This window comes from Methylobacterium symbioticum (assembly GCF_902141845.1).
Taxonomy (GTDB): domain Bacteria; phylum Pseudomonadota; class Alphaproteobacteria; order Rhizobiales; family Beijerinckiaceae; genus Methylobacterium; species Methylobacterium symbioticum.
In genome coordinates this window covers 1-10,704 of record NZ_CABFPH010000143.1, presented here as the reverse complement: position 1 = coordinate 10,704, position 10,704 = coordinate 1, and the positions used below count along the sequence as shown (strand labels likewise).

Sequence of the window (10,704 nt, the reverse complement as noted above, 5' to 3'; positions counted from 1 at the left end):
CGCCTCGCCCTCGCGCAGGGCGCGGGCCCGCGCCAGGACTCGCGGCGCGGCTTCCGCCGGGAGCCAGCCGGCCTCGGCGCCCTCGGGCAGGCCGAGCCGCTCCGCGAGGCGGGCGGGGAAGGCCGAGGCGTCGAGGGCGTCCTCGCCGCACAGGCGCTCCAGGCGGAAATCCTCCTCCAGCGTCACCTCAGGCGCGGCCACCAGGGCGACCTCGGGGATCTCCTCGCCCGGCTCCTCCCAGGTGCGGAAGCCGATCTCGACCGAGGCCGCCCCCGTGGGCGGGCGCAGCGACAGGGTGAAGCGCCGGGCCTGGGGCGTGGCCGGCAGGTTCACGGAGGCGCCGTGGCCCGGCACCGAGACCGTGCCCGGATAGGGCGGGGGCAGGGGGCTGCCGGCGGCGTCCCGGTAGAGGATCGCCGCGTAGGCGGCGTGCTCGTCGGGCCGGCCGGCCACCACTTGGCCGCGCAGGACGAGGCCGACGCCCGGCAGCAGGGCGTGGCGCACGATCCAGGGCTCCGGCCCGAGCGCGCGGGCGGGCGGGGGTGCCGCGTCGAGGCCGGCGGGGCGCAGCACCACGTCGGCGACCCGGAAGGGCGCCGTGTTGCGCCAGGAGCGGAAGCCGAGGGCGAGGCCTCGTGCCCCGGCCGGCACCCGGAAGGCGATGCGGCAGGGGGCGTGGCGGCCCTGCCCGGCGGATTGGTAGGCCGGGCCGGCGATCCAGGCGCCGTGCGGGTCGGGCAGGGTGCGCACCAGACCCGGCACCTGCTCGGCATCCAGGCTGGAGCCGTCCGCGGCCAGGAAGTCGAAGCCCGCCAGCGCGAAGTCGAGGACGGCCTGCGCCGTCTCCGCCGCGTCCCAGACGAGGCCGAATTCGAGGCAGTAGCGCCCGCCGGGCTCGAGCCCGCGGAAGCCCAGCACGGCGCGCGCCCAGCGGTTCTTCGGCGCGACCACATGCTCGCCCGCGCGCGGGCCGGCGCCCGCGCCGCCCGCGTAGCGCGCGGTGACGGGGGTCAGGTCGCCGATCGGGCCGCCATCCTGCGCGACGGCCTGATCCTCGCCCGGATCGCCCGCGCGCGCGGGCTCCTCCGGCGCGGCCTCCGGTGGCGAATCGAGCAGGGGATCCGGCAGGGACGCGGCAGGGGGCGCGCCCGCGGGCGCGCCCGCGGGCGCGCTGAGATCGTCCGGCACCGCGTCCGGGGGGTCGTCCGGGAGCATCGCCTCGGCAGGAATTCGGGGTTTCGCGACGGGTTTCGCGCGGAGTGGGCCGCGGCGGCGCAGCCTGTCAAGGCAGCCGCCAGCCTCGTGCAAGATTGCCGGCCTACATCGCGGATCCAGAGAGGGAGGTCCGTTCGGGGCCGCCCCGGATTCTCCAGGCACGCAAGGACGGAGGCGGCTTGATGACGGGCGTGTACCTGTTCGACCTCGCCTCGCAGCAGGCTCGCTACCTGGCGGTGCGGCAATCGACGATCGCGGGCAACGTGGCGAACGCCAACACCCCCGACTACAAGGCGCGCGACGTCGCTCCCTTCGCGCAGGTCCTGGCCCGCACCGGGCTGGATCTGGCGACGACCGCCGCCGCCCATGCCGGCGACTCCGGCGGCGTGCCGGTGCGGGCGACGGCCGCCCAGGACGGCTGGGACGTGCTGGAGACCGGAAGCGGCGTCAGCCTGGAGCAGGAGATGCTCAAGGCGAGCGAGGTCTCGCGCGAGCACAGCCTCAACCTCGGCATCACGAAGGCCTTCGACCGGATGCTGCGGCTGGCGGTGCGGAGCGGCTCATGATCGATCCGCTGCTCTCCGCCTCGCGGCTCGCCAGCGCCGGGCTCGAAGCGCAGTCCCTGCGCATGCGGGTGGTCTCGGAGAACCTCGCCAACGCCCAGTCCACGGGCGAGACGCCGGGCTCCGATCCCTACGCGCGCAAGACCGTGACCTTCCGGGCCGAGCTCGACCGGGCCATCGGCGCGGCCTCGGTGCGCGTCTCGGACATCGGCACCGACCGGGCGCCGTTCCGCACCGAGCACGACCCGGGCAACCCGGCCGCCGACCAGAACGGCGTGGTCAAGCTGCCGAACGTGAACATGCTGGTCGAGATGGCCGACATGCGCGAGGCCAACCGCTCCTACGAGGCCAACCTCCAGGTGATCAAGCAGGCCCGCGCGATGGTGGCCGGCGTGATCGACCTCCTCAAGTCCTGAAGGATTCTCGATGATCGAGGCTCTCGCGTCGCTCTCGGCCTTCGACAAGGCCGTCCAGTCCGCCGCCCTGTCGCGGGCCGACACCGCGCCGGTGCAGAAGGCGGCCTTCTCCGGCCTCGGCGGAGTCGCGGGCACCGCGCCCGCCTCGGGCTCGGCCGGCGACTTCGCCGACATCATGGCCCAGTTCGCCACCGGCGTGCGCAACGACCTGCGCGCCGGCGAGGCCGCCTCCATCGCCGGCATCCAGGGCAAGGCGACCGCGCAAGCGGTGGTCGAAGCGGTGATGTCGGCCGAGCAGAGCCTCCAGACCGCGGTGGCGATCCGCGACAAGGTGGTGGCCGCCTATCTCGAACTGAGCCGCATGGCGATCTGACGGAGCCCGAGAACCGATGAGAGCGCTTGCCATCGCCGCCACGGGCATGTCCGCCCAGCAGCTCAACCTCGAAGTCATCGCCAACAACATCGCGAACCTGAACACGACGGGGTTCAAGGGCGCGCGGGCCGAGTTCACGGACCTGCTCTACCAGGCCGAGCGCCAGTCGGGCGTGCCGAACCAGGCGGGCCAGGAGGCGATCCCCGAGGGCGCGATGCTGGGCCTCGGCGTGCGCGCCGCGGCGATCCGCAACCTGCACCGGCAGGGGTCGCTGGCCAACACGGGCAACCAGCTCGACCTCGCGGTGAACGGGCGCGGCTACTTCCAGATCACCAACCCGAACGGCGAGATCAACTACACCCGCGCCGGCGCCTTCAACAAGAACGCCGCCGGCCAGCTCGTGACCCTCGAGGGCTATCTCGTCGATCCGGCGATCCTGATCCCGAACAACACCACCGAGCTCACGGTCAACCAGTCGGGCCAGGTCTTCGCCAAGGTCGACGGCCAGGTTGCCCTGCAGCAGCTCGGCCAGATCACGCTCGCCAACTTCGCCAACGAGGCCGGTCTCGAGCCGCTCGGCAACGGGCTCTACCGCGAGACCCCAGCCTCCGGCCAGCCGGTGGTCGGCAACCCGGGCGACGTCAGCTACGGCAAGCTCCAGCAGGGGTATCTCGAGGGCTCGAACGTCGATCCGGTCAAGGAGATCACCAGCCTGATCACGGCCCAGCGCTCCTTCGAGATGAACTCCAAGGTGATCCAGGCCGCCGACGAGATGGCCGGCACCGTCTCCAAGGGGATCCGCTAGGGGATCCGACACGGGGATCGCCGAGCGGCAAGCCGCCGAGGGCGACCGCCTTCCCGATCGCACGGCCCGGCACGCGCCCCGCGTGCCGGGTGGACAGACCGGGCGCCCCCGCGCGCCCCGCTCGCAGAATTCCGGCCGCGACCGCCATGTCCCGCCTCCGCCTCGCCGCCCTCGCCCTGCTCCTGGCCTGCGCCCCCGCGCGGGCCGCCTCCGCGCAGGCCGGCCCCGTCCAGGCGGGCCCGGACGAGATCCTGCTGCCGGTGCCCACCGTCACGATCTATGCGGGCGACACCATCAAGGAGACGATGCTGCGCCTGCAGCCCTATCCGGCGAGCTATCGCGGGCGTTCGGCCGTGATCGACGCGCCGCTCGCCATGGCCGGGCGCACCGCCCGCCGCATGCTGCTGCCGGGTGAGCCCGTCCCCGTGAACGCGGTGGACGATCCCCGCCTCGTCAGCCGCGGCGCGCCCACGCAGATGATCTTCGAGGAGAACGGCCTCATCATCACCGCGGTCGGCGCGCCGCTCCAGAACGGGGGCCTCGGCGAGACCATCCGGGTGCGCAACACCGACACCAACCGCATCGTGCTCGGCACCGTGATGGCCGACGGGCGCATCCGCATCGGGGCGCAGTGATGCGCCGCCGTCTCCTCGCGCTGCTCGCGCTCCTCGCGGCGGGGCTCGCCCTCGTCCCGGCCGGGCCGGCCTTCGCCGGCACCCGGATCAAGGACATCGCGACGCTGAAGGGCGTGCGCGACAACCAGCTCTTCGGCTACGGCCTCGTCACCGGCCTCCAGGGCACCGGCGACACCCTGCGCAACGCGCAGTTCACCGAGCAATCGCTGCAATCGCTCCTCGACCGGCTCGGCATCAACGTGCGCGACGCGCGCCTGCGCACCCGCAACATCGCCGCGGTGATGGTGACGGCCGACCTGCCGCCCTACACGGGCACGGGCTCGCGCATCGACGTCACCGTGACCTCGCTCGGCGACGCCACCTCGCTGCGCGGCGGCACCCTGCTGATGACGCCGCTCACCGGCGGCGACGGCCTCGTCTACGCCGCGGCGCAGGGGCCGCTCGCGGTCTCCGGCTTCAGCGTGCAGGGCCAGGCCGAGCAGCTCACGCAAGGGGTGCCCACGGCCGGGCGCATCCCGAACGGGGCGCTCATCGAGCGCGAGGTGCCCGGTGCGTTCCGGGAATTGCCGGAACTCGTCTTCGAGCTGAAGAACCCGGACTTCAAGACCGCCACCCTGGTGGCCGACGCGATCAATGCCTGGTCGCTCGGCCGCTTCCGGCGCCGCATCGCCAATGCCCGCGACCAGCGCTCGGTGGTGGTCCTGCGCAGCCGGGGGGAGACGCAGACGCGGCTGGTGGCCGAGATCGGCGACCTGACGATCCAGCCGGACGTCCCGGCCCGCGTCGTGGTGGACCAGCGCACCGGCACGGTCGTGATCGGCCGCAACGTGCAGATCTCCACGGTGGCCGTCACCCACGGCAACCTGACGGTGCGGGTCACCGAGACGCCCGAGGTCTCCCAGCCCGGGCCCTTCTCCCGCGGCGAGACCGCCGTGGTGCCGCGCACCGAGGTGGCGGCGCGCGAGGAGCAGGGCAAGCTCGCCATCATCGGCGGCTCGGACCTGCAGACGCTCGTGCGCGGCCTGAACTCGGTCGGCCTGAAACCCACCGACATCATCGCGATCCTGCAGGCGGTGAAGACCGCAGGCGCCCTCCAGGCGGAGCTTGTGGTGCAATGACGCGCGTCCTCACGCTCCTGCTCTGCCTCTTCGCCGCGCCCGCGCTGGCGGCCGGCGGCGGCCACGGCGAGCAGGCGGACCCCGCCAAGGAGGCCGCCCTGAAGGCGCTGGCGATCCGCGACGGGGCCAAGGAGGTCACGGCCCAGGACTTCGTGAAGGAGCAGCCCAAGGCCGGCTACTGCGCCAGCATCGCGGACGCCGCCGCCGATGCCCGCTTCGCCTGGCAGAAGGAGCAGCTCGCCGCCCTCGAGCGCGAGGTCGAGGCCCGCATCGCCAAGCTGGAGGAGAAGCGGGCGGAGTACGAGATCTGGCTGAAGCGCCGCGAGGCCTTCCTCGCCAAGGCCGACGAGTCGGTGGTGGCGCTCTACGCCAAGATGCGCCCCGACGCCGCCGCGCCCCAGCTCGCCACCATGCAGGAGGACGCGGCCGCCGCGATCCTCTCGAAGCTCAACGCCCGGGCGGCGAGCGCCATCCTCGCCGAGATGGAGGCCGCCCGCGCCGCCGGCCTCGCGCGCCGGATGTCCGATCTCGGCCGCAAGCGCGACGAGGCCAAGAAGACCGAGAAGCAGGACGACAGATCGTGACGGCCCGTCTCATCCCTCCGCTCGCCCTGACCCTGATGCTCGGCGCCTGCCACAGCAACGTCGCCGAGATCGGCCGGCAGCCGGTGCTGACGCCGGTCGGCGCCGGGCTGTCGCCGCCGCGCGAGCCCCTGCCCGTCACCTTCGGGGCGCTCGGCCCGCGCTCGGGCTACCACTCGACCTGGTCGCCGGGCAGCGCCGAGCTGTTCCAGGATCCGCGTGCGCGCAACGTCGGCGACGTGATCACGGTCAACATCGCGATCAACGACAAGGCGCAGTTCGACAATGCCAGCGAGCGCTCGCGCAGCCAGAAGTCGAGCCTCGGCTTCGATTTTGGCTACGGCGTCTCGGGGCTCAAGGATTCGGCCACCGCCGATGCCGGCATCCGCTCCGGCACCAGCACGAAGGGCGAGGGCACGATCGACCGCAAGGAGACCCTGAGCCTCTCGATCGCGGCCGTCGTCACCGAGGTCCTGCCGAACGGCAACGTGCTGATCTCGGGCTCGCAGGAGGTGCGGGTCAACAACGAGGTCCGGGTGCTGGCGGTGGCCGGCATCGTGCGCCCGCGCGACATCTCGCGGAAGAACACGATCGACTACGACAAGATCGCCGAGGCGCGCATCTCCTACGGCGGGCGCGGGCGCATCACCGACGTGCAGGCCCCGACGCTCGGCCAGCAGATCTTCGAGACCGTGGCGCCGTTCTAGAGCGCTCTTTCGCCGAACCGGCTTCCGGTTCGATGCGAGAGCGCGCGTGAAAGAGCGGACCGCCCCCGAGGCCGCGCCTCGCGGGCCACCTGGAAGGAAACACTCCGATGGCCGAGGGCGCGGAGACGAAGAAGGGCGGCAAGGGCTGGATCGGGGCGCTCCTCGTCACCACCCTGGTCGCGGTCGGCACGGGGGGGGCGCTCGGCGCCTACCTGCTGTCGAGCGTCGAGAAGGTCGTCGACCAGAAGGTGCGCGACGAGCAGGCCAAGGCCGCCCCGGTGCTGAACTACGCGGGCGAGCTGAGCCTGCGCAGCGTCGGCTCCGTGGTGACGAACCTCGCCGACCCGGCCGATTCCTGGGTGCGCCTCGAATCCTCCCTGGTCTTCAAGACAGGCGCCCTGCAGAGCGCGGACGTGGCGGTCGCGGAGATCCGCGCCGACATGATCGCCTATCTGCGCACCCTCTCGATGGCCCAGATCGAGGGGGCGAGCGGCCTCCAGCACCTGCGCGAGGACCTGAACGAGCGCGTGGCCCTGCGCAGCAAGGGCGCCGTCCGCGAGCTCATCGTCGAATCGCTGGTGGTGCAATGACCGGCCGCGCCCTGCGTCTCCTCGCCGTCCTCGCCCTGACGCTCGCGGCCAGCGCCGCCCACGCGCAAGGGGCGGGCGGCGCGCCGGGCTCCGCCACCGGCATGCCCTTCCTCGACCAGCTCCTGCCGCCCGGCAACGGGGCGGCCTCGGGCCGCATCCTGCAGCTCGTGGCGCTGTTCACGGTGCTCTCGCTGGCGCCGGGCCTCCTCGTGATGGTGACGAGCTTCACGCGCTTCGCCGTGGCGCTCTCCTTCCTGCGCTCCGGCCTCGGCCTGCAGAGCACGCCGGCGAACCTGTTCCTGGTCTCGCTGTCCCTGTTCATGACCTTCTACGTCATGGCCCCGACCTTCGACCGGGCCTGGAACGAGGGCGTGAAGCCCCTGCAGGAGAACCGGATCAGCGAGGAGGAGGCCTTCCCGAGGATCGTCGACCCGTTCCGCGAGTTCATGGCCTCCCAGGTGCGCCCGAAGGACCTTCAGACCTTCTCGGACCTCGCGAGCCGCACCCTGCCGAAGGCGGAGGCCGGCGAGAAGATCGACCTGCGCATCCTGATCCCGGCCTTCATGATCTCCGAGCTGCGCCGGGGCTTCGAGATCGGCTTCCTGATCGCGCTGCCCTTCCTGGTGATCGACATCATCGTCTCGACCATCGTGATGTCGATGGGCATGATGATGCTGCCTCCCACCGTGATCTCGCTGCCGTTCAAGGTGCTGTTCTTCATCCTGATCGACGGCTGGAACCTGCTCGTCGGCGGGCTGGTGCGGTCGTTCTTCTGAGCTTGCGGCGCATGCTTCTGAGCTTGCGCCGCAGGCGGCCCGGCCGCCGCGGATCCGGCAGCAGCCGATGGGACGCGGCGCCCCGCGATTGGGACGTCGCGCAGAGCCATGCGGTTGAATGTCGCAGCACGGGCCCATACCCTGCCGCGCCGCCCGGACCATCGCGATCGACGACAGACGGCCAGGCGGTTTCGCGTCGAACCGGGGGCCGTTGGAGATGCAACGCAGGGGATTTCTGAAGACGATGGGCGGCCTCGCCGGCTGCCTGCTCTGCGCGGGGACGCGAAGCTTCGCCGCCGAGGAGCACCATTGGAGCTACGCGGGCGCGACCGGCCCGGACCATTGGGGCGACGGGGATCCGCAGGCGCTGGCCTGCCGGGCGGGCACGGAGCAGTCGCCGATCGACATCCGGACGACGACGCGGGCCAGCCTGCCGCGCCTGAACCTCGCCTGGAAGCCGGTGGCGGGCGATGTCGTCAACAACGGCCACACCATCGAGGTGACGACGCCCGGGGCGGGCGGCATGGATGTGGGCGGCATGCACTACGACCTCGTGCAGGTCCACTTCCACGCGCCGAGCGAGCACCGGATCGACGGCCGCGCCTTCCCGATGGAGGCGCATTTCGTGCACCGGCACGGGCCGTCGGGCGCGCTGGGCGTCCTGGGCGTGTTCCTGGCGGAGGGACGGCCCAACCTCGCCTTCGCGCAGGTGATGGCGGCGATGCCGGAGCGCAGCGGCGGCCGCGCCCCGCTCCCGGCGCCCCTGGCGCTGGAGGGCCTGGTGCCGGCCTCCCGGCGCTACTGGTCCTACGAGGGCTCGCTGACGACGCCGCCCTGCAGCGAGATCGTCGACTGGCGGGTCTGCGTCGACCCGGTCGAGGTCGCGGCCGCGGACATCGCCCGCTTCACGGCGCTCTACCCGATGAATGCGCGCCCGATCCAGCAGGCGAACCGCCGGTTCGTCCTCGTCTCGGAATAGGACGGTCATCCGGGGCCCGGCGCGTCCGGGCTCCGCTCCCGCGCGCAATCCCCGCGCAAGGCTAACCCGCCAGACAGACCGTCGACGAAGGTCGTGTCGCCAGCGGGATTGGTCCAGGGATGTTCGGTCGCGAGCAAGCCGAGAGGCTGTGGAGCAACATCGTCGAACTCGGCGCCCGCAGGCTGATCGCCCTCGGGCTGGTCGGCCTCCTGGTGTTCCTGGCCGTCGGGCTCGGCGCCTATTACCTGAGCCGGCCGGCGCAGGAGCCCCTCTATACGGGCCTGTCGCGCGAGGACGTGGCCCGCATCGGCGGGGTGCTCAAGGATTCGGGCATCCCCTTCGACGTCAGCGCCGACGGCACCGCCGTGCTGGTGGCCTACGGCAACACCGCCCAGGCCCGCATGCTGCTCGCCGAGAAGGGCCTGCCGCAGAGCTCGAAATCCGGCTACGAGCTGTTCAACGATCTCGGCTCGCTCGGCATGACCTCCTTCATGCAGGAGGTGACGCGGGTGCGCGCGCTGGAGGGCGAGCTCGCCCGCACCATCCAGGGCATGAAGGGCGTGCGCGCCGCCCGCGTCCACATCGTGCTGCCCGACCGCGCCTCGTTCCGGCGCGACCAGCAGCCGCCCTCCGCCTCCGTGGTGGTGCGCACCGAGCCCGCCGACGACGTCTCCGGCGCGCAGGCGATCCGCCAGCTCGTGGCCGCCGCGATCCCCGGCCTCAAGCCCGACCGCGTCACCGTGATCGGCTCGGACGGCACGATCCTGCTGTCCGGCGACGACAACGGCCTCCAGCCCTCCGGCAAGATGGCGAGCCTGGAGAAGATCGTCGGCCGCGAGGTGCAGGACAACATCCGCCGGACCCTGACCCCCTATCTCGGCACCGGCAATTTCGAGGTCAGCGTCGCGGCCCGGCTCAACACCGACAAGACCTCGACCAACGAGACGATCTACAACCCCGACCAGCGGGTGGAGCGCTCGACCCGCTCGGTGCGCGAGAGCGAGAACGCGCAGAACCGCAAGTCCGACCGCCCGACGAGCGCGCAGCAGAACCTGCCCGACCAGCGCACGCGCTCGGACGGCAACGACACCTCGTCGAACGAGACCTCGAAGAAGGAGGATCTCACCAACTACGAGATCTCCCAGAAGACGATCCAGACGGTGAGCGACGGCTACGCCATCCGTCACCTCTCGGTCGCGGTGCTCGTCAACCGCTCGCGGCTCGCCGCGCTCGCCGGCCCCGAGGGCAAGGGCGAGGGGAGCGCGAAGGGCGCCACCGTCGAGGCGCAGATCGCCGAGATCGAGCAGCTCGTCGCCTCCGCCGCCGGCTCCAGCAAGGAGCGGGGCGACGTGGTGAAGGTCGCCGCCGTCGGCTTCATCAACGACGGCCAGGCGCTGGAGCCGGTGCCGCCGCTCTCCGTCACCGACATCCTGCTGCGCCAGTCGGGCACGCTCATCAATGCCGCGACGATCCTGGTTGTCGCCGCCCTCCTGATCTGGTTCGGCCTGCGCCCGGCGCTCCGCGCCATCCTGGCGGTGCCCGAGACGGCTCAGGCCGAGGTCGCGATGCTCGACGCCGCGGGCAACCCGGTCCTCACGGCGGAGGGCACCGCGGCGCTGCCCGGGGCGGCCCCTGGCGAGGCGGCGCTCGCGGGGCCCGGCGCGGAGAATCCGGCGCTCGCCGCCCCCGCCATGGCGAGCCTCATCGAGGACATGGCCGAGAAGATGGAGCGCTCGCCCCAGAAGCGGCTGGAGCAGATGATCGACCTCGACGAGGAGCAGGTCGCCGCGATCCTCAAGCGCTGGCTGGTGCGTGAGGAGGTGACGGCGTGAGCGCGATCCTGGCGAGCTGAGCTTCCCGAGCTGGGATGGGGCGATCGTCTTCCTGATCGCCGCTGCCGCGGTCTGGCCGATCCTGTTCTCGACCGCGGCCGGGGTGAAGCGGGT

12 protein-coding genes and 2 pseudogenes are annotated in these 10,704 nt (G+C 72.3%); 13 read left to right on the top strand and 1 reads right to left on the bottom strand.

The features are described 5' to 3' along the window. A pseudogene (locus tag MET9862_RS26535) lies at positions 1-1,215 on the bottom strand (hypothetical protein); the annotation flags it as partial. A gap of 182 nt (positions 1,216-1,397) precedes the next feature. Between MET9862_RS26535 and flgB the strand changes: the two are divergent. The 13 genes and pseudogenes from flgB to MET9862_RS30320 all read left to right on the top strand — a co-directional run. Then, positions 1,398-1,781, top strand: coding sequence for a flagellar basal body rod protein FlgB (gene flgB / locus MET9862_RS26530; protein WP_185157016.1), 384 nt, complete (start codon positions 1,398-1,400; stop codon positions 1,779-1,781). After that, the gene (gene flgC / locus MET9862_RS26525) at positions 1,778-2,194 is read left to right on the top strand and encodes a flagellar basal body rod protein FlgC (RefSeq protein ID WP_142585936.1); all 417 of its coding nucleotides are present in this window, start codon (positions 1,778-1,780) and stop codon (positions 2,192-2,194) included. The genes flgB and flgC overlap by 4 nt, the downstream gene beginning before the upstream one ends. A 10-nt stretch (positions 2,195-2,204) precedes the next feature. Beyond that, positions 2,205-2,567, top strand: coding sequence for a flagellar hook-basal body complex protein FliE (gene fliE, locus MET9862_RS26520; protein WP_142585935.1), 363 nt, complete (start codon positions 2,205-2,207; stop codon positions 2,565-2,567). 16 nt (positions 2,568-2,583) lie between these two features. Continuing rightward, positions 2,584-3,372 carry a flagellar basal-body rod protein FlgG gene (gene flgG / locus MET9862_RS26515; protein WP_142585934.1) on the top strand — a complete coding sequence of 263 codons (789 nt, stop codon included), beginning with the start codon at positions 2,584-2,586 and terminating at the stop codon, positions 3,370-3,372. A 146-nt stretch (positions 3,373-3,518) separates the two neighbouring features. Next, positions 3,519-4,007: a flagellar basal body P-ring formation chaperone FlgA gene (flgA, locus tag MET9862_RS26510; RefSeq protein WP_142585933.1), complete on the top strand. Its 489-nt coding sequence runs from the start codon at positions 3,519-3,521 to the stop codon at positions 4,005-4,007. Next, positions 4,007-5,125, top strand: coding sequence for a flagellar basal body P-ring protein FlgI (gene flgI / locus MET9862_RS26505; RefSeq protein ID WP_142585932.1), 1,119 nt, complete (start codon positions 4,007-4,009; stop codon positions 5,123-5,125). Before flgA ends, flgI begins: the two co-directional genes overlap by 1 nt. Beyond that, positions 5,122-5,709, top strand: a complete 588-nt coding sequence (locus MET9862_RS26500) for a MotE family protein (protein ID WP_142585931.1) — start codon at positions 5,122-5,124, stop codon at positions 5,707-5,709. Before flgI ends, MET9862_RS26500 begins: the two co-directional genes overlap by 4 nt. Before the next feature lie 35 nt (positions 5,710-5,744). Beyond that, positions 5,745-6,413 (top strand): flagellar basal body L-ring protein FlgH, encoded by a 669-nt coding sequence (gene flgH / locus MET9862_RS26495; RefSeq protein WP_142585938.1) that lies wholly within the window; start codon positions 5,745-5,747, stop codon positions 6,411-6,413. Between the two features lie 107 nt (positions 6,414-6,520). Next, complete coding sequence (locus MET9862_RS26490) at positions 6,521-7,003, top strand: flagellar basal body-associated FliL family protein (protein ID WP_142585930.1); 483 nt, start codon at positions 6,521-6,523, stop codon at positions 7,001-7,003. Continuing rightward, the gene (fliP, locus tag MET9862_RS26485) at positions 7,000-7,779 is read left to right on the top strand and encodes a flagellar type III secretion system pore protein FliP (protein WP_142585929.1); all 780 of its coding nucleotides are present in this window, start codon (positions 7,000-7,002) and stop codon (positions 7,777-7,779) included. Before MET9862_RS26490 ends, fliP begins: the two co-directional genes overlap by 4 nt. Before the next feature lie 217 nt (positions 7,780-7,996). Further along, complete coding sequence (locus tag MET9862_RS26480; protein ID WP_142585928.1) at positions 7,997-8,758, top strand: carbonic anhydrase; 762 nt, start codon at positions 7,997-7,999, stop codon at positions 8,756-8,758. Between the two features lie 119 nt (positions 8,759-8,877). Then, positions 8,878-10,590: a flagellar basal-body MS-ring/collar protein FliF gene (gene fliF / locus MET9862_RS26475; protein WP_142585927.1), complete on the top strand. Its 1,713-nt coding sequence runs from the start codon at positions 8,878-8,880 to the stop codon at positions 10,588-10,590. Positions 10,591-10,606: 16 nt separating this feature from the next. Then, positions 10,607-10,704 (top strand): annotated as a pseudogene (locus MET9862_RS30320) (ABC transporter permease); the annotation flags it as partial.

Bases quoted from the DNA above. Each gene is read 5' to 3' on its own strand.
- flgI (WP_142585932.1), top strand. From the start codon at position 4,007: ATGCGCCGCCGTCTCCTCGCGCTGCTCGCGCTCCTCGCGGCGGGGCTC.
- flgB (WP_185157016.1), top strand. From the start codon at position 1,398: ATGACGGGCGTGTACCTGTTCGACCTCGCCTCGCAGCAGGCTCGCTAC.
- flgH (WP_142585938.1), top strand. From the start codon at position 5,745: ATGCTCGGCGCCTGCCACAGCAACGTCGCCGAGATCGGCCGGCAGCCG.
- fliF (WP_142585927.1), top strand. From the start codon at position 8,878: ATGTTCGGTCGCGAGCAAGCCGAGAGGCTGTGGAGCAACATCGTCGAA.
- fliP (WP_142585929.1), top strand. From the start codon at position 7,000: ATGACCGGCCGCGCCCTGCGTCTCCTCGCCGTCCTCGCCCTGACGCTC.
- MET9862_RS26500 (WP_142585931.1), top strand. From the start codon at position 5,122: ATGACGCGCGTCCTCACGCTCCTGCTCTGCCTCTTCGCCGCGCCCGCG.
- flgG (WP_142585934.1), top strand. From the start codon at position 2,584: ATGAGAGCGCTTGCCATCGCCGCCACGGGCATGTCCGCCCAGCAGCTC.
- MET9862_RS26480 (WP_142585928.1), top strand. From the start codon at position 7,997: ATGCAACGCAGGGGATTTCTGAAGACGATGGGCGGCCTCGCCGGCTGC.
- flgA (WP_142585933.1), top strand. From the start codon at position 3,519: ATGTCCCGCCTCCGCCTCGCCGCCCTCGCCCTGCTCCTGGCCTGCGCC.
- MET9862_RS26490 (WP_142585930.1), top strand. From the start codon at position 6,521: ATGGCCGAGGGCGCGGAGACGAAGAAGGGCGGCAAGGGCTGGATCGGG.
- fliE (WP_142585935.1), top strand. From the start codon at position 2,205: ATGATCGAGGCTCTCGCGTCGCTCTCGGCCTTCGACAAGGCCGTCCAG.
- flgC (WP_142585936.1), top strand. From the start codon at position 1,778: ATGATCGATCCGCTGCTCTCCGCCTCGCGGCTCGCCAGCGCCGGGCTC.